Raw genomic sequence first — 23,640 nt, 5'->3', positions numbered from 1 at the left:
GTACTCTCCTTCATAAAAGTCATTCTTTCTATTATAGCCTACAAATGCAATATACAGCAACGATAAGCAGTAGCCGACATTTCGTAACAAAAATAACAAAAAAACTGCCCTAAAGGTTCTTCTAACCTTCATGACAGCTTCATACTGCTTTTATATCCAGGCCTTCAAGTTAACCTGTCTTATAAAGTCGTCCCGACTAAGCGGCTCTTTAGCCCCATTGTCCGTTTCTATTTCCTCTTGATCGCCCTTCATAATACGATTGAACAAGTCCTCGTTAAACGTTGCAAGTGCGTAGTCAATGAGTGCGTCCCGTTCAATTCGATCTACCTCAAGCTGAATAAGTGTTTCCTCAAGCTCGACATCTTCATCCGGCACTAAGACGTTTCGATTCGCTTTAGGAACTCTTACTACGTAGTCAAACACATTATCGGCATTTCTATCATAAGCGATTATAAATCCATATTCCCCAACAGGAAGCTTCTGCTCATATTGGTCGGCCACAATGATGACCTTGGATCCTAGTTGCAGCATCGTCTCAACCCCTATTTCTTCGTCGCTGATTGCTTCTCTACTCTACTTTTCTATTATCCTACTAGAAATTAATAGTCATGTCCAATAGACTTGTAATAAAGTCTGAGACAATAGGTAAAGAATGCGTTTTTGCAACGATTAAAGCAAGCGTTAAAACTCTACATAGAAACTCATCTACTATGACTATTCGGTCTGATTACCAAACCTCATCAAAGATGCAGGCAATTTGAACTGCTGATTGTTCATGAGTAGCTGTGAAAGCTCCTGCCCATAATCCTCTTCTTGATTTTCTTTGATTGCCGTTATTTCACGGTTCAATCGCTCCATCTGCTGATCCAGTTTATTAGCGGAGTCTGATGCTTCTTTTAGCTCAAGAAGTAAACTTGATGGAACCGCCTGATTGTACTTATAAAATATTTTGTGCTCTAGACTTGCCCAGAAATCCATAGCTATCGTTCTAATCTGAATTTCAACACAAACATTCTCTCTGCCATCAGACATAACGACAGGCACCTCAACAAGAAGATGCAAACTTCTATATCCGTTTGGTTTAGGGTTTTCGATATAATCCTTCATTTCGTTAATTTGAAGGTTAAATTGATTTTTTAGCATATCCCTAATTTGATAAATATCTGCGATAAAGGAACAAGTAATTCGTAAACCTGCTATATCTTTAATGTTATGTTTTATATCTTCAAGTGAAAACGTAATTCCTTTACGCCCAATTTTTTTCATAATACTTTCAAGTGACTTGACTCTAGACTTTGTATGTTCAATTGGGTTGTAGTCATGTAGAAATTGGAATTCTTCTTTTAATATCTCTATTTTGGTCTCAAGCTCATTAAGTGCAAATTGATACATCATCATAAACCGGGTTACTTCTGTTTTCATCTTCTTGAATTGCTCGATTTGGTTGTTGTTCATACCCATTCTCCTTCATTCGAACGGTCACATCCATCAAGACCCGTGATTCATTAATCTTAGTACGAATGAAGATGCAATTGCAAATTTCACTGCATCTATCGAATGTAAAAGGATATTTGTTAAGGCACGATATGATGAGAAAAAAGGACAGCAATAACGAAAGAAGCCTTTTCGCTAAGCCATCCTTATATAGGTTACTAACTACACGCTTACATTAACTCTGCTGTTTAACCTCTTGAATTTTGCCATTGATTACTTCAATTGCCCCGCGATTAGCTGCAGAACGAACTTCTGCTTCAATGATTTCAAGTGACTGAGCTGTACTTTCAGGGGAACAAACCGATACTTTCGTTCCATTTCTCACAGCTTCGATAAAATAACTAATTTCTCTGTAATAGCCCTTATCACGCGATAGTGTGGCAAAAAATCCTCGTTCAGCATTCGGATAAACTTTCAAGCGATTATAATCAAAAACGAGATTTCCACCTTCAAAATTCACTCGGAACATCATCGTCAAACCGTTATCGCCTTGCAATGTCCAGTCTGCACTAGCTTGGAGCACTTTACCATCTGGGTAAATATAGTTAGTTGAAACGATATCATAGCCGCTCCCAGGAATGACGTTGCGTGCTATAGTTGATACCGACTCTGGCATACCGAACAACCAATTAATGATATCCGTATCGTGAATATGCATATCTAACATGCATCCACCACTCTGCTCACCATCTAGAAACCATCCTTGAGGTGAAGCCCCGCCACGGAAAAACTGTCCCGAAAGCACTTTTCCATAACGTCCATCAGAAACACAACTTTTCAAATATTCATAAGCTGGCCAGAACCGCAAACAATGTCCGATCATAAGCGTCTTTGAAGAATGTCTAGCTGCCTCGACCATACGCCATGCTTCATCAGATGTCCTTGCAATAGGTTTTTCACACAGTACATGAATACCTCTTTGGAGCAATGATATGGCTAGTTCCGCATGCAAGTGTGTCGGCAAAGAAATATCTACGATATCCAGTTCTTCATTTTTCAGCATTTCCTCTATATCATCATAGAGATGATATGGAGATAAGTCATACACATCATGTTCTGTCACTATGTTTCCCCATGCGGAGCCAAGTTTAAGTTCCTCAATTCGCAGATCACAAATTGCAGTTAACTGAATCTGAACCCCTTCACTAATTAATCTAATATAATTATCTACGTGCATACGCCCCATAAATCCGAAGCCGATTAGGCCAATCTTCAACATCGTTATACCCCCTTTAAATTAGTTGCATGATCATTTAATGAGTTCGACCCAAAATGGCATCCATAGCGTTAGACGTATTGAAAATTATTTGCTCTGAATGATGAACGTATGAAGGAATCATCTCTGCTGTTACATAATTGGAATATCCAATTTCACGGAGCGCTTCCATGACTGCTGGATAATTTACATCTCCTGCAAGCAAGTCAACAAAGCCATGTAATCCTCCCGCTTCGCGTCGATAATCTTTGAAGTGCACCTTTTTGATGCGATGGCCAAGAATTCTAATCCATTGCTCTGGATACCCGCTATAAACGACGTTTCCAACATCGAAATAGGAGCCAACAAACTTGGAATTATGTACATCTATGAACGTTCGGAGCTCTAATGGAGACAACAAAAATTTGTTCCATACATTTTCGATAGCAATTGAAACTCCCGCGCTAGCAGCGTATGGTGTTAACTTGCCGATTGCTTCCATTGCCCGGTCATAAGCCCGATCATAATCAACAACTTCTACTCCCGGAATAAAATCAACTCCAACGGTACCTGGAATTACGAGAATTGCATCCACACCAAAGGCAGAAGCTATTTCCAACTGTTTTTTACAAATATCTATCGCCCTGTTTCGGTTTATCTCATCATTACTGGTCATCGAATTGGCCCAATATAGTCCTGTTGCTAGCCCTGCAACTTCTAATTCTGCTTCTTCTACATACGATTTGATCTTCAAAATATCTTTATCGGACGCTCCAAGCCCAAGTTCCCCCTCTTCATTAAGAGAAAGTTCTATACCGTCAAAACCTGCCTGCTTGGCGATTTGGATACATTCCTTAATTGCTGTACCCTCTTTAAACGACCAAATATTTATTCCTTTTTTCATCCTAATCGCCCTCCCTTTACTAGAATAGGAACCGCTGCATAAAGAGAAATGAAAGTAGTATAGATTTGTATGTTTCCGTTATAATAGAGTCAAACAATAATTCAGTTACAGTACATATATTAACTATTATTAGATTTAATTTCTTTAGAGGTAAAAGTGATTTTTTGCACGATTCCGTCTTCTTTTTACTATAGAACAACTAGGGGAGGAATTATGGATACTAGAGACGCTAACTTTCCACGCTTTCGATCTGCCTTATTCCGCGAGTGGTCGCCAAGCATTCATTATGCACAATTTCAGAGGTTGCCTCGGGGAAGACTCCCTGAGCGGAGAATATATGATTTTGAACTGCTTTATGTCAGTCATGGAGAAGCGGCTATCACGATGTTTGGTGAACGATTTTCATTAACAGCAGGTCAGCTTATTTTTTTACCCTCCGGCATCTATCATCAAAATGAAGCGTTATCTGAACCAGAAACACGTTTTCTTGGCATTCATTTCGACTTCTTCGACGAGGTCGACATTCAAACAGAATCGGATATGGTCGTAAACGAAGGCAATGTTCAGCATAACCGATTCGGATACGAAGCAGTGTCTGACACGTTCCCTCCACTATCTCAGCATCCGGTCTATACACCTTCACTTATGTGTGTTCAATTAATGGAGCAACTCGTTCATGAGTTTACGATGCGGCCACCTGGTTATGAGCTTGTATGCAGAGCTCATATGCTCAATATTCTAGCCCACCTATTACGGCAATCGAATGCTCGCACTCCATTCCTCGCCTCTCAGCACGACAGTAAGCTGATAAAATTGATCGAAATGATAGACAAATCTCCTGCAGAGCCTTGGACGAATACTCTTCTAGCAGAACGAATGAATTTGAGTATCGACCATACAGCAAAATTGTTCAAGAAGCTCGCTGGACTTCCACCCAATGAGTATGTCCATGCTGCTAGACATCGCGAAGCGCGCAGATTGCTCCGTGAAACCGAATCGTCAATCGAGTGCATTAGCGAGGAGATTGGATATTCAGGCATTCATTATTTCAGTCGGTTATTCCGCAAACACGAAGGGATTTCTGCATCAGAATATCGAAAGCTGACCAAAGTTCTATAATTATCACGTCATCATAGGCATCCGCATATGCTATTCCTGTCTCAACAAACTTTAGCTTTGAAGGGCAGGAACTTTAGAATGGCAACTTCTTATATGGACTATACAGCTCCAACCGTACAGTTCACTTATGATGTTTCGGATAGTCTATTTTTCAAAAAGAATGATGCAAACTATATTAACGTTTTGTCTAATAAACAGCTCAATACATTAACTAATACATCTCTTCTCGATATTTACTTGAGTACAGGAAATGTAGTTGAACCCCACTACCACCAAAATGCATCCGAACTTGTTTATTGCATTGCAGGCGCAGCGGTTGTATCTATTCTCAATCCATTTACGAATAAACTGCTGAGCTTCTCGATTGGTGTTGGTCAAGTTGCCAATGTTCCTCAGGGCTGGTGGCATTACGAAATTGCATTAGAAGACAACACACATTTGCTCGCTATCTTTGACGCTCCAGTTCCTGAAGTCATCTTAGGATCGGATATACTGCGCCTAACGCCTGCTAATGTGCTTGCCCATACCTACTGTCTGAGTGAAGAAAAAGTAAAAGACACACTAGCACCGATTACTTCGACTGTCTTGATTGGCCCACCAAACAATTGCAAAAAAACGAATGTTCAAGGTCAGTCAAATGCATATGCCCAGCAAGGACAGATGCACCATGGTCATGGTCAAATGAATCAGGGTCAGCCGAATTACGGGCAAATGAGTCAAAATCAAGCGAACTATGTTCAACCGAACTACGGCCAAATGAATCATGCGCAGATGAACCAAGCTCAGGCGAACTATGATCATATAAATCAAGCCCAGATGAACCCAGGTCAGGTAGGTCATAGTCAAGCGAGCCAAAGCCAATCGGGCCAAGGTCAGTCTGCGCAAGGGCAAATTATGCCCGGCGTTTATCAGCAACGGCAAGCAGCTCACGGCGGATTATACAATTACCCACATCGCCCCATTGATATTGAACCCTTTTATGACTATCAGCCATTTTACCCGATTCCTTACCTTTTCCACAGATAGAGTAGATTAGATTGTTCTATATAAAAAAGGAAGACAACGGGCAAAGGTATTATCCTTTGTTAGTTGTCTTCCTCTTCGTTATAGATGGTCATTATATATATTAAAATGCAATTTATCAAAGTGATGCATTTACTTTACTCAATCCTCATCGCTTTCCAAACCGACAATGCTGCTCCTGTTGCTACAGCATCTTCACGCAAATCTCCTTTTGAAAAAATCGGCTCGTATTCAGGATAGTAATATATATTATTGCGGGCGATTTCAATCGCTGTCTCATAGAATTTGTCATAGGAGTTAATTAAGGCTCCTCCTAAAATAACGATTTCAGGATGAAGCATATTAATCATATTAGCAAGTCCGATGCCAAGGTATGAAGCTGATTTCTGGAAAAGCTCCTCAACATGCCCATTGTTCCCTCTAAGCTGTTGCAGAAGATAGTCATATCGAACGCGATCAGGCGGGAAATTAATCTCACCAAGCCAACCACTTCTTCCCATCTTGGCCTGTGCTTGCGCATGCTTCTCGAGCGCTTGTACAGATACAAAAGCTTCCAAAGCTCCGAAGTTGCCACCTTCATTAAGCCTTGGCCCGTCAGTCTGTATGATCATTTGACCGATTGCGCCCTCCATATCTTTTGAACCATGCACAATTAGACCTGATGAAATGATTGCCGAACGAAGTCCAACTCCTGCATGCACATACATCATATGCATTGGTTTTGACTGCCGCATCGCCCACTGCTCTCCTACTAGTGCTGCATTTGCACCGTTCTCAAGATGAGCTGTGAACCCCGTTCTCTCCTCAAGCATCCTACAAATCGGCACATTAACCCAGCCTTGCGAAGGGAAGTATAACGGCTTAACGATAATTCCTCGTTCCCGATCAAGTGGTCCGACCGCACCAACTCCAACTCCGATTACTTGGCTCGAATCGATACGATGATCTCGCAATATCGCTCTCATACTTGATGCAACATGATCGACCACTCGTTCTGGTGTCATATCTTCATCCATACGCCAGCGAGTTAATGACTTTGGATTCATTCGCACATCGAAAAAACCGAGAGTCGAATAAAACCTCGATATTTCCAAGCCGAAGAAGTACCCGTATTCTGGATTCGTTTCGTATAAGATCGGTCTTCTGCCACCGCTCGATGGACCAAAGCCCGATGCTAATATAAGTCGTTCCAAAACCATCTCTTCAAGTAGACGAGTCATCGTACTGCTTGTCATTTCAAAATGAGCAAGTAACTCCGCTTTGGAAATGATGCCATTTTCGGCTATATAAAAATAGATCAATTGTTTAGGTGACGGCATGCCGTTCGACCTCTGATTGCTCACAAGAACTCCCCATTTATCCAAGTAATCACATAGGAAATACATTTAGATCATTATAACCTTTTTTATTCCCAGCGGCTACCTTTTCCTCTAAATAAGTCATGTTTCACAAGCAATAATGAAAATAAGTGTGACTGATATGCTCTAATAAGAAGATCTTATAATCCAATTTCGCCAAACTTAAACCCAAAATGAAATAAAGGTGGTATAATTAAATGGATGAAAGGAGGAATTGTAATGAACGCGAAGTGGAAGTTGTTAGGCTCGATTTTTTATACATTTTTAAAAATGGGACCTGCTAGCTTCGGAGGCGGTTATGCATTAATTCCAGTCATCGAACGAGAAATCGTTGAGAAGCGGAATTGGCTACAGTCGGAAGATGTTGCTAACATTACAGCTGTTTCAGGCTCTGTTCCCGGTGCTGTCGCTGTCAACTCAGCGATGTTTATCGGATATCGCATTGCCGGTACTTACGGAGCGATAGCAGCACTACTCGGGATATTCCTTCCTACGTTTTTCTTAATGATTGGACTAACGCTCGCGTACCTTCAGGTCAAAGACCATCCAAAGATCGAAGCCGCTTTCTTATCAATTCGTGCTACCGTTGTAGCGTTGATCGTATATGCAGCTATCAAGATTGGCAAAACAGCCATCATTGATTTCACCACTGGTTCGCTTGCTGCTGTTTCTGTAGGTTTGCTCCTACTAAGCAACGGACACTTTCATCCACTCTGGTTAATTGTGCTAGGAGCTTTTTCAGGTATAGCTGTTGTTAAAATCCGAACATTTTTCGGTAAAAAAACGAAGCTAGACAACAAAGAAGAGACTGTGTACGACTACATGATCTAACTACATCATAATGGGGAATGCGTATGCTCATCGAGCTATTTTTAACCTTTTTAATGGTCGGATTCGTCTCGTTTGGAGGTGGATACGCAATGATACCGCTTATTCAGGAAGAAGTGCTTAATCGACATCAATGGATGAGCGCGGAGCAGCTATCCGATATTGTAGCTGTCGCCGGTATGTCCCCTGGTCCAATTGCCACTAATATGGCAGTCGCTATTGGGTTTCAAGTTGCTGGCCCAATAGGAGCAATCACCGCATCTATCGCAATGATACTACCCTCATTTGCTATTATTGTTCTAGTCGGACATTTCTTCTTCCGTTTCCGAGATAACGAGCTTGTAAAATCATCTTTTTTCGGTCTTAGGCCTGCTATAGCTGGAATGATCACCTATGCAGCGATCGTTTTTGCACAAAACTCAGGTATGACTTCGTCAATCACTTTTTCGTGGTTTACTTGGAGCCAAATTTTAATATTTGTCGGTTCATTAATCGCACTCGTATTTCTACGCAAACATCCCTTTTCAGTCATAGTCATTTCTGGGTTAGTTGGCATCGCATTGTATGGATGATGTTTTGCAACTATCTATATTAACGTAATTTGAATAAGACCAGTAGGGAGTCACTCTCCTACTGGTTATTTATTTTTTACGAGTAACAAGTTATGGAAAAAAACGCTTGCCAAAGGTTGCCTATCTAGATAGAATCTACTAGGGCTATTTGCTAGTCCTAATCGAAATCAAGGAGAACATATCTATGAACACAACAATCGGCATTCATGAAAGACCTCCAGCAATTCAAAGTCTTCTCCTCAGCTTACAACATTTGTTTGCCATGTTCGGCTCTACAGTGCTTGTTCCAAACATATTTAAAGTCGATCCTGCAATTTGCTTACTAATGAACGGTATCGGTACACTACTCTACATTTTAGTTACGAAGGGTAAAATTCCTGCATACTTGGGCTCAAGCTTCGCTTTCCTCGGTCCTGCTGGAGCAGTTATCGCAAGTGAAGCATCAGGAGGCGGCTATGCAGCGGCACTCGGCGGATTTATCGCTGCTGGTGTTATCTTCACACTAGTTGGATTCATCATCCAAGTAGCTGGAACGAAATGGATTAACGTTGTATTCCCTCCAGCTGCTATGGGGGCAATCGTTGCTATTATCGGACTTGAGCTTATGCCTGTAGCCGCTGGTATGGCGGGTTGGATTCCAACAAGCTTAGATGACCCTAAAACGTGGGTTATGAATACGGATGTCGTTATTCTTTCAGTATCTACACTCGCTGTAACTGTACTTGGTTCTGTTCTATTCCGCGGATTTATGCGTATTATTCCGATTCTTTTTGGTATACTGTTCGGCTATACGTTAGCTTATTTTATGGGGATGACAGACTTCAGCAATTTAGATAAAGCTAACTTCATCCAATTGCCTACTGTTACGTTCCCAGAGTTCCACTGGGCTGCCATTATCGCAATTGCTCCCGCGGCACTAGTTGTTATCGTAGAGCATATAGGCCATCTGATCGTAACTGGCAATATCGTAGGCAAGGACTTATCCAAAGATCCTGGTCTTCATCGCTCTATGCTAGGGAACGGTATTTCTACACTTCTATCCGGGTTTGTTGGCTCAACACCTAATACAACTTATGGAGAAAATATCGGCGTACTCGCAATTACTCGTGTATATTCCACTTTTGTCATCGGTGGTGCCGCGGTAATTGCAATCTTATTATCCTTCTCGGGCAAATTTTCTGCTCTGATCTCAGCTATTCCTGGGCCAGTAATGGGCGGCGTATCGTTGCTTCTATTCGGAGTCATTGCAGCTTCAGGATTCCGTATGTTAGTTGAATCTAAAGTAGATTACAGCAAACCTACGAATCTCTTCCTGACAACCGTTGTGCTTGTTATCGGACTAAGCGGCGTAAAACTTACACTTGGCGAAGTTTCCTTCCATGGCATGTCGCTTGCGACGATCGTTGCAATTGTATTGAGCTTGTTGTTTAAAGTATTCGAAGTTCTTAAATTGTCGAATGATACTGAGGCATCTGGTCACTAATCGTGATGTTATAGACTCGCTATAGGGGGAAATGATTCCTCTATGCGAGTCTTTTTTTATATGAGATAAAAGTTTCGTTATCTTGCTTTTATATTCAACATAACGTACAAATAGTTTCATCCGCGGTTATACTGTTGAGAGAGGTGAACGAAATGAGGATATCGGAAGATGTAGAATTGCTAGAATTGACGGAACTTAAATGGCACGCCATTATACAAAATGATGCTACGAGCGACGGTACATTTTTTTATGCGGTTAAGACGACTGGTATCTTCTGTCGCCCATCTTGTAAATCTAAACCGCCAAATCGCGAAAACATTGCGATATTCCCTAATGCTCTAGCTGCTGAGAGAGCTAACTTTCGCGCCTGCAAACGTTGCAAACCAACCGGTCAAAGGCTTCCTGATGAAGAGTGGATCAAACGTATAACAGACTATATAGATAATCATTTCGTGGACACCATTACACTGGGCAAGCTTGCTGATATCGCACATGGAAGTCCATTTCATCTTCATCGAACATTTAAGCGGATAAGCGGGGTAACACCTTCCGCATACATTAATCAGCTGCGGATTGCAGCCGCTAAAACTAAACTTATCGAAACAGACTTAACGATAAGTCTCATTGGCGAAAGTGTTGGGATGGCGAATACGCCTTATTTTATAACCATGTTCAAAAAGATGACCGGGTATACACCTGCACAATATCGGTTAAATCACTTTAAGGAGGTAAAATGATGACTGAACAACAATCCTCTATATACTGGAGCTTGTTCGAACAAGACAATTGGTCTCTGCATATCGCAGCTACTTCTACTGGACTATGCTTTATTGGTTCCAATCAGGAATCGTATGATGAACTCTCTAAATGGGCAGGAACCCGCTTCCCTGGCGTCAAACCTATTCGAAATGATGAGGAGCTTAAGTCTTATAAGTCTCAACTTGCAAACTACTTAGCAGGAAACCGCTCAGCATTCACTGCACCATCTGATCTTCGTGGCACTACGTTTCAATTAGAGGTTTGGAATGCTCTCATGACAATTCCTTATGGCGCTACATCTTCGTATTCCGAAATTGCTACCCAAATTGGCAGACCTTCCGCTGTCCGTGCTGTTGGAGCTGCTATCGGGGCCAATCCAATCTTAATTATCGTTCCTTGCCATCGTGTTATTGGTAAAAGCGGTTTTCTGACGGGCTATCGCGGGGGATTAGAAATGAAGTCCACGCTTTTAGAGCTGGAGCAAAGTGATTCAACATCACAATTGCAATCTCACATATAATTAGTCAAAGCAACGCACCCCACATAAAAATGCCTAACCGTCGTCGTATACGAAGGTTAGGCATTTAATATATTTATTAACGATAAGCTGTCTTGCTTATGTTATCTACGTTTCACTGCATCAGCAAATTGTGTGAGTGCCTTCTCTAGAATAAATCTCGGACATGCTAAGTTAATACGAAGCCAACCTTCGCCTTCCGACCCGAATACAGAACCTTCACTAAATGCCACTTTTGCTTTTTTGAACATAAGCTCCTGTAGCCCTCTTTTATCCAAACCAAGCGCTCGGCAATCAAACCATAACAAATAGGTACCATCCGGTTTCAGCGGCTCAATTTGTGGCAAATGTTCTTGGAAAAAGTCTAATGTATACGTCAAATTACCGTGCACATAAGTAAGCAACTCTTCCAGCCATTGTTCACCTTCGTTAAACGCGGCCTCTACAGCATCTTGGGCAAAGTGATGAGCCATATGTATGCTTAACGTCCTGAGCCGTTTTTCTAGCTTAGCTCTCATCTTATTATTTGAAGTAATCATAAATGACGTTTGTAGTCCTGGTAGATTAAACGTTTTAGTAGCTGCTAGAGTTGTTATTGTAATGTCAGCGATCTCTGGAGACAATGTTGCGAACGGAGTATGGACGTGACCAGGGAAAACTAAATCGCAATGGATTTCATCTGAGACGACGATTACTCCATAACGAAGACATAGTTCACCTAGCTGGAGTAGCTCTTCCCGATCCCATACGCGGCCACCCGGGTTATGTGGGCTGCAAAGAAGTAATAGCTTAGCGCCATCTTTGAAAAGTGACTCAAGATGGTCTAAATCCATTTCGTAACGACCATTACGAATGACTAGCGGATTTTTCGCTAGAACTCTATCATTACTTTCAATAACATCATAGAACGGATAATAAACAGGAGATTGCAATACAACCTGCCCACCTGGCTCTGTAAATAGTTCTACAGCGAGACTAAGAGAAGTAACAACACTCGGTGAATCTGTTATCCAATGCTGTTCAATCTTCCAGTTGTGGCGCCGTGAGTACCAGTTCACAATCGATTCGAAGTAGCTGTCACCACGAACCGCATAACCATATGCACTTATATCAGCTCTTTTCTTCAATACTTCTTGTACAGCGGATGGGCTAGGGAAGTCCATATCTGCAACCCATAGAGGAAGAATATCCGCGCTTCCGAACAATTTCTCGGACTGGTCCCATTTGTAGGATCGAGTATTTCTACGGTCAATAAGTTCGTCAAAATTAATAGTCATTGGAAATCTCCTCTTATCCCTGTGCGTTCTGCACGATATCGTATAATTCTATCTTATACATTCCGAAGCGATGAAATCAACTATAATTACCCATATCTTATGGGTAGCATACGTCATAAAAATCCCCCTCTCGCTCACAGTGTAAAGTTCAACCGTTCATGAACTTATCTTCACTGCAAACCTTGAGGGGGATTGTGAACGCTACTCGCTATTATTTACCGCTTTTCACTTCTTCTAGAAGAGATAGATCAAGGAATTTACTTAGATCAAGCGACTCTGCAGTAACATCCTTAATGTAACCTGCTGCGATAGATACTTTAGCCATTTCTTCAATCGCTTCTTGGCTCACATCAGAAGTTAGTCTCATATGAGAAAGAGCCGCTTTAATCAATTCAATATCCAGCCCTTTACCACTAAGCTCGCTTAGACGTTTGTTGATTAGCTTATAAGACTCATCTGGATTTGCTCCGATAAACTCAATCGCTTCAAGATTCGCCTTAACTGCACCTTTAGCCAAATCTCTATGTTCTTTAATGAATTTATCGCTAGCTACCAAAATAACGAGTGGGTAGTCTCCGTTGTTTGGAGGAATTTGATCCCAAGGTACGATTACTTTGCCGATACCTTCTTGTTCAATTTGTGTACCCCACGGCTCTGGAATTAGAGTTGCGTGTATTTCATTTTGACGAAGAGCTACTAAAGTGTCCGAAGGAGCGCGTGCTACAATTTGAGCACCAGACGTATCAGTCGTAACTTTTACGCCCTCTTGTTCAAGAAGTAGTCTAAGTGAAATTTCATTAGTACTACCTTTTGTAGGGATAGCAATCGTCTTGCCAACCAAATCTTTAACTGTAGATACGCCGGAATCTTTGCCTGCTACGAGTACAGCTCCGCCATTATCCGCACCAGAGATTACTCTGAAGTTGCTGCTCTTTAGGTATTGGTTCGTGGAAGGTCCAGGACCAACATAACCAAGATCGATTTGACCTGTTGCAATCGCTGTTGAGAAGTCTGAGCCGTTATCGAATGCTTGGACATCTATTTTCACATGCTCGCCAAGTTGCTTTTGGAGGAACTCCTTCTCAAGTGCAATGTAACCAGCCGCGTGCGTTACGTTTTTGAAAATACCTAGTTTAACTGTGACTTGCTCTTTATTTGATGAACCACCTGTGTTGTTGCCTCCGCATGCTGTCAGTATTAATACAAAAACTAAAGTTAGTAATAGACCCACATATTTTCTCATCTCTATTTCCTACCCTTCTTAATGTAACTATCAGCTCTTTTCTTTCTCCAACTAATTCTATCGGATTAATAAAAATTGTCAATCATTATTTTATTTGCTTGCACTTTCAAGCCCATATCGAACGAGTAGTTTGTCTTCCAACTTCTTAAAGCAGAAGTGATCTGAGATCGTACCAAGGACAGCAATAATGATGACAACGTTCAACATTAGTGCTGTATCTCCTAAACCTCTACCATCTTGCAAAAGTTGTCCCAGTCCCGCTCCATTTGCAATTAACTCCCCTGCGACTAGTGCACGCCAAGCAAACGCCCATGCCACGCGAATACCTGTCATTAGATGTGGAAATGCACCTGGAATAAGAATTTGAGTAAACATACGCCATCCGTTACCTGTACCTAATGTTTGTGCTGCACGAATATAGATTGGTGGAATATTTTTGATTCCTGTTCGTGTTGCGATAGACATCGTCCATGTTGCTCCTAGAGCTGTTATGAAAATAACAGATGTATCATTAAAACCAAACCATATGATAGCAAATGGAAGCCACGCTATACTTGGAACAGTTTGCAGTGCAACGACGACAAAGCCAACTGTGTCATCCATTATTTTTGACTTTGCGAACATAAGTCCAAGAAGTGTACCTAGCGTCATAGAAATTGTAAACGCGATTAGTAGTCTCTTTAAAGAATTTAAGATGGCTTCTAGCAGTTGACCATGTGCGAACCCATTATAGAAAGATTCGACCGTTTGGAACAAGGATGGAAACTTCCAAGATTCCCAGCCAATAATTCTATATGCCGCCTCCCATGCCACCAAAATCCCGATCAGAAAAAGTGTTCTTCTTAAGGCTGTAGCTGTCATCGTCCATTTCCTCCTTGATTACTTTTTCCAATTCATCTGCTAGACATTCCATAATGGAAGTTTCTACATGATGAAGCAATGGGTCCGCGCTATCTCTAGGCCTTGCTGCCTGAACTGCAAATTCTTTCTTAATTGTTCCTGGCCGAGTTGACATGACAAGAACACGATCAGATAACATAACAGCTTCTCTAATATTATGAGTGATAAATAAAATCGTCTTCCCTGTTCGCATCCAAATGTCTTCAAGCTCTTGATGAAGGACAAGTCTTGTTTGTTCATCTAAAGCTGCAAAAGGCTCGTCCATCAGCAGGATTTGAGGATCCATAATTAATGCTCGTGCAATAGCAGCACGCTGCTTCATTCCGCCTGACAACTCATTCGGATAACGATCAGCAAACTTGCTAAGGTGAACAGCACGAATTTGCTCCATTGCAAGCTCTTGGCGCTCCTTCTTGCTGATTCCCTTCTGCTTTAAGCCGAATGCTACATTTTCAAGCACAGTAAGCCACGGAAATAAGCCATGTTCTTGGAATACGACTACTCGATCTGGTGCAGGCTCTTTGATGGTGTCTCCATTTACTAGAATAGAGCCACTATATCCCGTATCAAAGCCTGCAATTAAGTTCAAAACGGTTGATTTACCGCAACCGGACGGACCAAGCAATGATACAAATTCACCCTCTTTAATGGTGAAACTAATTTCATCTAATGCTTTAAAAACGTTCCCATCACGTTGCTTAAATTGTTTGCTAACTTTATCAAAAGCTATCATTGTACCTTACCCCGTTTCATTTCAATAAGTAAGAGACTTTTTCCTTTTATATAAATATCCTTAATACACTTTATCATCCAAATTCTATTCTTATCGGATATGTATGAATTGTCAATAAAGATTATCGTATTAATCGAATAAATAACCTAATATTATGAAACCTTGTGAAAAAAAGTGCGTAAAAAATACAAGTTAATAATGGTGTAACTAACCAAAATCGACCTGTCTCATATTACATATATTATTAGAAAGACTAGATATGGAATGAGTAGTATTGAGAGGGATATTATCGTTTATCGCTTAAGGGGGATAATAAGAGTGGCTTGCTTCTAATACGAACATTTCTACTAGATCAGATGATCCAAGCAATGATAATAAAGAAACAAGCCATTTTGCATACTGGTACGGTTAGAATGAAAGCTCAATGAAGGTTATAACACTTAATTTCGGAAAATACCTTGTGAAGTGCAGGGGTCAATGAGCTTTTCAGCGTCAATTAATAGATGAGGTCGGAGATTAATGACAGAGGGCATAGTAGAACACGATTGCATCCTTTTTTAGCAAGTCCATACCTCGTGAACTGATTGAATCTGTCGGTATATAATCTTCTTCATTCGTATAAGATGACGTTTCTATTTTATAGGCTTTACGAAAGAAACCAAATCTTCTGTAAGTCGCACCTTTTTTACTTCTTTTCATATTCCATAACACCTCCTTATCTGTTGTTTCTTTTGTTATGACTTTTTTAGTTTACGTTGAATTAGTCATAAATTCCATGTATTAACTTTTTATAAACCGATCTTTACCAGTATGATAGACAGAAACTATTTAGATAGAGAGGAGAACATCTATGCTTCGAGTAGACAAATTATCACATTCCTTTTCAAACGGCCCTGAAATAACACCCGTACTAAGTAACATCGATTTCAATGTAAACAAAGGCGATATGGTCGCACTACTTGGCAGCTCAGGCTCAGGGAAATCAACACTACTAAACTTAATGGCTGGTTTAATGAAACCAACTGAAGGCAATATATTTATTGCAGGACACAATATTGTGAAGATGAGCGAAAACCAGCTAGCAGAGTTTAGGCGCAAACATATCGGCTTTATATTTCAAGCTTACGAGCTAATTTCTAATTTGACTGTACGCGAAAATATTGAATTGCCGCTCATATTCCAATCCGTATCTTCCTCTGAACGGAAGAAAAAAGCGATGTCGCTTCTTGAGCAAGTAGGCATTCCCGACAAAGGGCTCATGTTCCCTTCACAACTTTCTGGGGGACAACAGCAACGTGTCAGTATTGCTCGGTCACTCATTACTGAACCTTCTATTATTTTTGCTGATGAGCCAACGGGAAATCTCGATACAAAGACGGAAGAAGAAATTATAGCCATTCTGAAACGACTTAATCGCGAAATGAATACGACCTTCATGATCGTCACTCATGAGCGAGAGGTTGCCGTACATACGAAACGGATTATTACACTCAAAGACGGAAATTTAGTACAAGAAATACCACAGACGCCTTCAACAAATGAGATTCTCGTAGAAGAAGGTGTTACAACGTGAAAATAAGTGATCTTACAAGATTGTCGTGGGACCAGGTTAGACGTAGGAAAGTCGTAACAAGCTTATGTGCTATCGGCATTTCTATCGGATGTGCAGCCATTATTGTCGCGATGAGCGTAGGTGAATCCGCTCAGAAATATATTGAAGCCGAGATGAACACTTTTTTTAAGATGGACGAGGTTACAGTCAAAGCAAACGAAGGTGTAAAGGGCGCTAATGTAGATGCAGCTGAGCTAGAACGAGGCAAACTTACTGATCAGAAGCGGCAAGTAATCGCAAACTTCCCTGAGGTAAAAGCTGTTGTACCGATGCTGAGTATAGGCTATACGGAATATATGACTGCAGATGGGAAAAAAGCGAATTTGGAGCTGTTCGCAACAGATTTGGAGCAACTAGAGAATCTAGGAGAAACAATTGGACAAGGTTCTGTTACCAATACTGAAGGAAGTATCATCTTAAGCTACGGGGCTACTATGGGTTTAATTGATGAAAAAACACGCCAAAGCATATACGAACAGTTAGAGAATAACCCTTACGACGACGATGTTATGAAACAATATAACAATTTAAACAGCATTCCTGCCGCACTTTATCAACGGCAAATTCAATTTAATATGCACAACAACCAAGACAAATTAGTAACAAGCTCTCCTTACCGTGTCGCAGGCGTATTAAAAAAGCCAGATAAAACAGACGAGTTAAGTATCTCCTTTGATAAAAGAGGCTATGTTTCAATGGAAACAGCTGAACAATTGTTACAGTTAAAGAACAGCGCTCTTGTTCATTCTAGCGGAAACAATGTTCTCTATGACTCATTAATCGTTAAGGTGAAGGAACAAAAGGACGTTCCATTAGTTGAGAAAAATATAAAAAAACTAACACTTTCTGCATCTACTAATCTACATCAAAAGGAACAACTTGCTTCACAGTTTAAAATTATAAAAGCTGTTGCACTTGGCGGTGGAATTTTCATTCTGATTATCGCATCAATTTCTATTGTAGTTGCGATGACCATGTCTACTTATCAACGTCGCAGACAAATAGGAATAATGAAAGTATTAGGTGCAAATCTCGCACAAATTCGAAACATGTTTATAGTAGAAGCCGCATTACTAGGTTTGCTTGGCGGCTTGCTCGGTGTTCTTTTCTCCCATTGGGTCGTGTGGGGCATTAATATATTAATTGTATCTATGTCATCTGGGAGTGCAGGTGCTCCTACTATTTTTATACCATTTAACATTATACCGATTGGAATGACGTTTGCTATAATGACTGGCGTACTTTCCGGTATTTATCCTGCTATTAATGCATCTCGTACAGATGCTCTAACAGCTATTCGTAGAGATTAACCACTTAAAGGAGCCGATAGCATTATGAAGAAAAAAATTAAATGGATCGTTATATGTATCGTACTCGCTGGAATTAGCTTTTTCTTATACAATATGGCCAATCCAAACCGTTTACCTGCGCCAGTTGTGAATGAAGGGGCGATAACCTTTGATGTAACAAAAGAGACGATTGTTAGTTCTGTTGAAGTTAAAGGAAAATCCAACTATGAACTTGAGCAGTTAGTATATGCGCCCTATGGAGCAAAAGTAGAGAAATGGTATGTTAAAAATGGTCAAAAAATCGAAAAAGGTCAAACGCTGTTTGAACTCGATCGAACATTACTTCAAGATCAAATCGCTCAAGAAGAAGCTACAATAAAGAAGGTAGCGCTAGAAGAGAAACTTAGCAAACTTGCTAGTGCTACTGGCTCTGCGGAAGTAACGATAGAGATGACCGAAGATGAGCGAAAGCGTGCATTCGCTAAACGTGAAGCAGATAAAGTACAAGCTCAGCTTAATAGTGTTATGTCTGAAGTTCAAAAAAAGGAACTAGATCGCAAACGCAAAAAAATTGAGGAAGCTCGCTTCACTGCACCAATGACCGGAATCTTCTTGTTCGACGTTGCTAACAAAGTTCCACAAATTGTAGATGATCAACAATACATAGGAAAAGTTGTTGACCTGAACAAACTTCAGATGATTGTATTTGTTGGTGAAAACGACGTGTTTCGTATCAAAGAAGGAATGTCTGTTGCCGTACAAATGAATGCGATGAAGGAAGTTCCTCTTAAGGGAAAAGTAATGTCCGTCTCTAAATTTGCAAAAGCAACCACGGATCAAACAAATGCCGATCAAGCTGCACAATTTGAAGTTGTTATTAGTTTAGAAGCAAGTGAGCATTTAATTGCTGGCCTTAGTCTAAAAGGCGATATTGAAATTAGCCGTAAAGAAGATGTTGTTGTTGTCCCTACGATTGCAATCTTGCGCGAACAGGATAAACATTATGTTATGCTCGACAAAGGCAACGGCGTTTATGAACGAAAAGATATCGAAATTGGGCAAGAGACTCCGGATAAAACAGAGGTAGTTAAAGGGTTACAGGTTGGAGATAAGGTTGTGCTTCAATAATATTGCTTACAATAACATTGTACTAACATATCTTAATCTCTATATAACTGCCGAAAGAGGGTGCCCCAAAAGTCTATGGCTTTTGGGGCACCCTCACGTGTAGTTAGCAGTTCTATAATCGAGTTATGTTTAAGTCTAGCAAACTGGGATTAATAGGGTCCCAAGTTGATCCATACATCGTTAGGCGAGCTCTTCAGGTCTGGCCGCTCGTTCTGGTTCCACCATTTGGCTTGGTACTTCACGCCCTGATAACCAACAATATTGCCTGCAAGATATACCGTTGAAGCACTCCAGGTTGGAAGTGAATTGTTCACATGAACAGAGTTGCTAGCGGAAGATAGCTGATTATATCCATCCCGTGCTTTAACTGTAATGTTAAATGCACCACTCGGCAGGTCACTCAGAGTAACGGATGTGCCTGTTGTTCTTTTGAAAGGGAGTAAATTGTTATTTAAGTAAACGTCATAGCCAATTAAACCAACATTGTCGGTTGCAGCACTCCAAGTAATGTGATTTGCTCCATTCACGACGGACGTAACAAGATTGGCAGGTGCGCTTGGTGCTGCTATATCAGTAGGAACACTACCTGGTGTAGGCAAGCTCTGAATAATTTTTTTCAAATCAGGCAGTGCGCCAATTCGGTCATTCGCTGGATCAATCGACGACGTTTGATGAGGCAGCCATCTTAATATGCGACGTATCTCAGCAGGTGTATACGGTACGCCGAACTTTGCTTTTGCAATGCCTTGTAGTTGAAGGATCGCACCTACAACAACAGGTGAAGCTGAAGATGTACCACTGAAGTAGTCGGTATAGCCTGTAGTTGAGCTGACGTCAGTAGAATTTAACGTAGCTACGTTTTCCCCGATACCGTGAACATCAACACGATTACCGTGGTTGCTGAATGAAAGTCTATAGTGAGGGAAGGTTGACGAGCCTGCTCCTACAAGGATGGATCCAGAGTCTTTGAAATCTGGGCTGTCAGGATTAAAAGTATATTTATTATCTCCAGAGAGGTATTGATCGAGATCAACATTTCCGTTCCCTCCAGCAGATACGACGACTATGCCAAGGCTCGTTGCATACTGAATCGCATCGAACTCCGCTTGTTGACTTTCGATAGGTAGCCAGCGATTATTAGAGCCAACTTGTACCTCGAGCAGAATGACATCCCCTGCTTGTAGTGTCTGAGTAGCTGTTAAGATTGCTTCCGTTATACTCCAATTACCCGAAGCGCGTACAAGCGATGAAACATATGGTTTTGCTTTGTTCGCAAGACCTATGTTGCCAATCGCATTGTCGGCTGCAGATACAACACCAAGTACGGCAGTGCCATGGCTACCATCACCGATATTCGTTCCACCTGGCAACTGTTGAATGTTGTGTGCGATCAAATCTTCATGATTCAAAGCCCAGCTCCATTCCACGTCTGCCCAGCTAACACCTTTGCCATCTCCACCTTCGAATTGCCAAGCATAAGGCGCATTGATGCCTGTACTTTCTTCTGAATATTTTTGCAAGCTAAAGCGGGGATCGTTAGTAGGTTGAACAGGTGTAGTGTTCGGAGAAAGTGTAGTTGGTTTCTCTGGTTTCTGTGTCACATATGCCGTCTCAACGAGCGGTGAGCTCTTCAGCGTCTTTAATAGTTGCTCGACATCTGCCCCAGAAGGAATTTTGGAAGAATAGTAACGTTCAAATACAGATGCTTGTGCAGAAGCAACTGCGCTTTTAGTAGGTACTGGCAACACGTCCTGCGTAAACATACGTCCAAACGACAATTGAGGTATGATGGACAATGAAGAGAGCGTCTCCTGAGGAACTAGTTTGCTGCCATTGTTTTCTTCAAGCGCTTCCGCACGGAGCTTGACGACAAGCTCTTCCTCGAAGGCTGGTAGCTCATTCGATGTGCGTATCTGTGAGTCAGCGTTCGCTTCCCCACTTCCCTCAGCGGCTTTAATCTCAGTTAGACTTGAACCAAGTGACAACAATAAAGACAAAATAAGAGCGATGGACAACGTGATCTTGAAGCGGGAATAATCGTACATAAAGTTCTCCTCTCAAATCTATAAAGTTTGATCCTCTAGTTTGCTAGTCTATTAATCTACCAGCTTGCCAGACGAATCTCCTTCAGTATAGGAGTAGGAAGAAATTGGGTCAAAGTCGAAGTAAGCGTGAACAAAAATAGAGACATCCATTAATTGACTGAATGCTTTAATATGCGCCTTGTTTTACAGATATAGCTTATCCTGTATATAAATATGGAAGTTAAGATTATCACTCGTAGCCGGAGCACCTATCGCTCGTGGGGTTTTAACTGGAAATGCGAGCTTTCTTGCTTTCACATACTACTTAGCAAATATGAAAACCCCTGAATCATCAGTGCATCTGACGAATCAGGGGTTGATTACTTACATGTTAATTTAAATTAATAATAACGGTAAAGTAATGAAATAATGCACTTTAATTTTTTGAAGTGGCTTCTGAAGGAGTTAGCTGCTTAGATACTTCTTCACCTAGTAAACCTTGGCTAATAAGGTACATAACCATCTTCATAAAATCGTATCTTTGCAGACTAAGTTTATAAGCAATCTCCCCCTTAAAGTTCAACCAAAGCCCGTTTATCCGGGGAATTTGGCTTCTCCATCGAATTTGGCCTATGTGATTAGTCAGAAACCGGTTTGGCTAGGCGAGAGCAGTCAAGGTCAAATTATGAATTATATTTACTTCAAAAGAATTATTCTAATCATCGCTTATTACTCCGCCTTAGGCATGGGAGCGTCAAGGAATGGTGGAATGATTGGAAGAAGAAGATCGGTACGGGCTAGAATGTTATAATGTGATGTATCCGGGAGTACGCTGAGCTGAGAATTCGTGAGTCCGCCCATCGAGCCGTCCGCTTTACCACCGCCGAGTAGTTGAAACATTTCTAAAGCGTGATCTGGGCGAACTTTATCGGAATCCCCGATCAAAATTAACGTAGGAGCCTTAATAGCTGAAATGTCCTTCGTCCAGTCGTAAGCTTTGGTTTGGAATTGTTTCATCTTGGCGATCAGCGTCGACCAGTCCTCGGGCTTTGGCGCTGCTTTTACATAGACTTCATGCATCGGGGACCCTACCATAGCTTCGGCATTCATCGACGCCATTCCCGCGAGAACATCAGGATACCATCCATCACTCTTATAGGGTGCCGAGGCGACCACTAACTTGCGCACCACATCCGGGTGCCGGATGGCTGTCTGCAGGGCAACGCCTCCGCCCATGGAAAAGCCGAAGACGTCGGCATTTTTGAGTCCAAGATGCTTGATCAGGGCAGCGGTATCATCCGCCATCTGCTCGTAGCTGAGCGGACGATCGATGTCTGCGGTGTGCCCATGGGCCTGTAGCTCAACTGCAATGACCTGGCGAGTCTTCGCAAGGGCTGGCAGAAGCTGTCCGAACATCATGTCGATTGTGGCCAAACCGCCATGAAGCAGAATCAATGGTTGTCCAGTACCGTGGATCTCGTAATACATATTGAGGCCATTCACAGAAGCGTAGTTGCCTGGTTTCGTTAGGGCTAGTTGCGACTCCACAAGATTAATTGTATTGTGCAACCAAACCGCTGCCTCTCCCCGTGTCATATCCTGCTTCGGAAATGCCAATCTTTTCTCGTCTGAAGTAGCAATTTTGTGCAAATAAATTTTTTGCACGCTGTCTTTGTATTTGTCGTCGATTTGATCTGCGTCCTCGAAGATCATCGGCATTTTATCGACCGGGAATGATCCTTTTACATCTATTGCTTTAATCAGCATATCCGCGTATTGTTCCCGGGTAATTACAGCTTTAGGACCAACATCTTTCGGGATATCTAGCCCATTCATTTTCGCAATAATAAATGCTTCCGCATACCATGCATCGTTTGGAACATTCGTGAAATAATCGATTGCCTCCGGGTTTTCCACAAATTGCTCGTTGTCAATACTCAGATTCATACCTCTTACGATTAAGCTTACGCCTTGAGCAAAGTTGATTTTGTCGCGCGGAGCAAAATGGTTACTATCTATTCCGGAAACGATGCCCCGTTCCTTCAAATTAAGAATAATTTCTTTTTCAGTCGCATTCAGATCGTTAAATGCAGAGACAGAACCGCTCAATAATGTACAAGCCAATAATATAGTAGAAATAAAGCTCACTAACTTCTTCACTTTACCCGCTCCTTTTTATTTG

At 41.4% G+C, this 23,640-nt stretch carries 21 protein-coding genes and 1 pseudogene; 10 read left to right on the top strand and 12 right to left on the bottom strand.

From position 1 onward, the window contains the following. Nucleotides 1-150: 150 nt before the first annotated feature. The 4 genes from I6N90_RS20705 to I6N90_RS20690 all read right to left on the bottom strand — a co-directional run bounded on the left by I6N90_RS20705 (nucleotide 151) and on the right by I6N90_RS20690 (nucleotide 3,593). Nucleotides 151-531: an ATPase gene (locus I6N90_RS20705; protein ID WP_197937550.1), complete on the bottom strand. Its 381-nt coding sequence runs from the start codon at nucleotides 529-531 to the stop codon at nucleotides 151-153. 183 nt (nucleotides 532-714) lie between these two features. Then, a complete protein-coding gene (locus I6N90_RS20700; protein ID WP_197937549.1) occupies nucleotides 715-1,455 on the bottom strand; it encodes a GTP pyrophosphokinase in 741 nt (246 codons plus the stop codon). Nucleotides 1,456-1,669: 214 nt separating this feature from the next. Further along, nucleotides 1,670-2,713, bottom strand: a complete 1,044-nt coding sequence (locus I6N90_RS20695) for a Gfo/Idh/MocA family protein (RefSeq protein ID WP_197937548.1) — start codon at nucleotides 2,711-2,713, stop codon at nucleotides 1,670-1,672. A 34-nt stretch (nucleotides 2,714-2,747) separates the two neighbouring features. Next, the gene (locus I6N90_RS20690; RefSeq protein WP_197937547.1) at nucleotides 2,748-3,593 is read right to left on the bottom strand and encodes a sugar phosphate isomerase/epimerase family protein; all 846 of its coding nucleotides are present in this window, start codon (nucleotides 3,591-3,593) and stop codon (nucleotides 2,748-2,750) included. A gap of 213 nt (nucleotides 3,594-3,806) precedes the next feature. On the opposite strand from I6N90_RS20690, the gene I6N90_RS20685 reads away from it, so the two are divergent. Further along, on the top strand, nucleotides 3,807-4,712 hold the full coding sequence (locus I6N90_RS20685) for a helix-turn-helix transcriptional regulator (protein WP_197937546.1): 906 nt from the start codon (nucleotides 3,807-3,809) through the stop codon (nucleotides 4,710-4,712). Nucleotides 4,713-4,790: 78 nt separating this feature from the next. Further along, a pseudogene (locus tag I6N90_RS24900) lies at nucleotides 4,791-5,552 on the top strand (cupin domain-containing protein); the annotation flags it as partial. Between the two features lie 320 nt (nucleotides 5,553-5,872). On the opposite strand, the gene I6N90_RS20675 reads toward I6N90_RS24900, so the two are convergent. Beyond that, a complete protein-coding gene (locus I6N90_RS20675; protein WP_332262487.1) occupies nucleotides 5,873-7,078 on the bottom strand; it encodes an ROK family protein in 1,206 nt (401 codons plus the stop codon). A gap of 234 nt (nucleotides 7,079-7,312) precedes the next feature. On the opposite strand from I6N90_RS20675, the gene I6N90_RS20670 reads away from it, so the two are divergent. The 5 genes from I6N90_RS20670 to I6N90_RS20650 all read left to right on the top strand — a co-directional run bounded on the left by I6N90_RS20670 (nucleotide 7,313) and on the right by I6N90_RS20650 (nucleotide 11,255). Further along, nucleotides 7,313-7,924, top strand: a complete 612-nt coding sequence (locus tag I6N90_RS20670; RefSeq protein WP_197937544.1) for a chromate transporter — start codon at nucleotides 7,313-7,315, stop codon at nucleotides 7,922-7,924. A gap of 17 nt (nucleotides 7,925-7,941) precedes the next feature. Then, complete coding sequence (locus I6N90_RS20665) at nucleotides 7,942-8,493, top strand: chromate transporter (RefSeq protein ID WP_332262486.1); 552 nt, start codon at nucleotides 7,942-7,944, stop codon at nucleotides 8,491-8,493. 184 nt (nucleotides 8,494-8,677) lie between these two features. Next, nucleotides 8,678-9,976, top strand: coding sequence for a uracil permease (uraA, locus tag I6N90_RS20660; RefSeq protein WP_197937542.1), 1,299 nt, complete (start codon nucleotides 8,678-8,680; stop codon nucleotides 9,974-9,976). Nucleotides 9,977-10,128: 152 nt separating this feature from the next. After that, nucleotides 10,129-10,713: a bifunctional transcriptional activator/DNA repair enzyme AdaA gene (locus I6N90_RS20655; protein WP_197937541.1), complete on the top strand. Its 585-nt coding sequence runs from the start codon at nucleotides 10,129-10,131 to the stop codon at nucleotides 10,711-10,713. Beyond that, on the top strand, nucleotides 10,710-11,255 hold the full coding sequence (locus I6N90_RS20650; protein ID WP_197937540.1) for a methylated-DNA--[protein]-cysteine S-methyltransferase: 546 nt from the start codon (nucleotides 10,710-10,712) through the stop codon (nucleotides 11,253-11,255). Before I6N90_RS20655 ends, I6N90_RS20650 begins: the two co-directional genes overlap by 4 nt. Before the next feature lie 101 nt (nucleotides 11,256-11,356). On the opposite strand, the gene I6N90_RS20645 is transcribed toward I6N90_RS20650, so the two are convergent. The 5 genes from I6N90_RS20645 to I6N90_RS20625 all read right to left on the bottom strand — a co-directional run bounded on the left by I6N90_RS20645 (nucleotide 11,357) and on the right by I6N90_RS20625 (nucleotide 16,104). Then, a complete protein-coding gene (locus I6N90_RS20645; RefSeq protein WP_197937539.1) occupies nucleotides 11,357-12,529 on the bottom strand; it encodes a MalY/PatB family protein in 1,173 nt (390 codons plus the stop codon). A 211-nt stretch (nucleotides 12,530-12,740) separates the two neighbouring features. Beyond that, on the bottom strand, nucleotides 12,741-13,772 hold the full coding sequence (locus I6N90_RS20640; protein WP_197937538.1) for an ABC transporter substrate-binding protein: 1,032 nt from the start codon (nucleotides 13,770-13,772) through the stop codon (nucleotides 12,741-12,743). A gap of 90 nt (nucleotides 13,773-13,862) precedes the next feature. After that, nucleotides 13,863-14,633 (bottom strand): ABC transporter permease, encoded by a 771-nt coding sequence (locus I6N90_RS20635; protein ID WP_232243193.1) that lies wholly within the window; start codon nucleotides 14,631-14,633, stop codon nucleotides 13,863-13,865. After that, complete coding sequence (locus tag I6N90_RS20630; RefSeq protein WP_197937537.1) at nucleotides 14,563-15,405, bottom strand: ABC transporter ATP-binding protein; 843 nt, start codon at nucleotides 15,403-15,405, stop codon at nucleotides 14,563-14,565. Before I6N90_RS20630 ends, I6N90_RS20635 begins: the two co-directional genes overlap by 71 nt. A gap of 516 nt (nucleotides 15,406-15,921) precedes the next feature. Next, nucleotides 15,922-16,104: a hypothetical protein gene (locus I6N90_RS20625; protein WP_197937536.1), complete on the bottom strand. Its 183-nt coding sequence runs from the start codon at nucleotides 16,102-16,104 to the stop codon at nucleotides 15,922-15,924. Between the two features lie 151 nt (nucleotides 16,105-16,255). On the opposite strand from I6N90_RS20625, the gene I6N90_RS20620 reads away from it, so the two are divergent. Genes I6N90_RS20620 through I6N90_RS20610 form a run of 3 tightly spaced genes read left to right on the top strand, consistent with a single transcriptional unit; the run spans nucleotide 16,256 to nucleotide 19,434 of the window. After that, a complete protein-coding gene (locus I6N90_RS20620) occupies nucleotides 16,256-16,978 on the top strand; it encodes an ABC transporter ATP-binding protein (RefSeq protein WP_197937535.1) in 723 nt (240 codons plus the stop codon). Further along, nucleotides 16,975-18,327, top strand: coding sequence for an ABC transporter permease (locus tag I6N90_RS20615; protein ID WP_197937534.1), 1,353 nt, complete (start codon nucleotides 16,975-16,977; stop codon nucleotides 18,325-18,327). Before I6N90_RS20620 ends, I6N90_RS20615 begins: the two co-directional genes overlap by 4 nt. Before the next feature lie 24 nt (nucleotides 18,328-18,351). Next, complete coding sequence (locus I6N90_RS20610) at nucleotides 18,352-19,434, top strand: efflux RND transporter periplasmic adaptor subunit (RefSeq protein WP_197937533.1); 1,083 nt, start codon at nucleotides 18,352-18,354, stop codon at nucleotides 19,432-19,434. 149 nt (nucleotides 19,435-19,583) lie between these two features. On the opposite strand, the gene I6N90_RS20605 is transcribed toward I6N90_RS20610, so the two are convergent. Beyond that, a complete protein-coding gene (locus I6N90_RS20605) occupies nucleotides 19,584-21,479 on the bottom strand; it encodes a S8 family serine peptidase (RefSeq protein WP_197937594.1) in 1,896 nt (631 codons plus the stop codon). 708 nt (nucleotides 21,480-22,187) lie between these two features. Next, complete coding sequence (locus I6N90_RS20595) at nucleotides 22,188-23,618, bottom strand: alpha/beta fold hydrolase (RefSeq protein WP_197937531.1); 1,431 nt, start codon at nucleotides 23,616-23,618, stop codon at nucleotides 22,188-22,190. Between the last annotated feature and the right edge of the window lie 22 nt (nucleotides 23,619-23,640).

The organism is Paenibacillus sp. GSMTC-2017, from assembly GCF_016019935.1.
Taxonomy (GTDB): Bacteria; Bacillota; Bacilli; order Paenibacillales; family Paenibacillaceae; genus Pristimantibacillus.
This window is presented reverse-complemented; position numbering and strand designations above follow the sequence as displayed.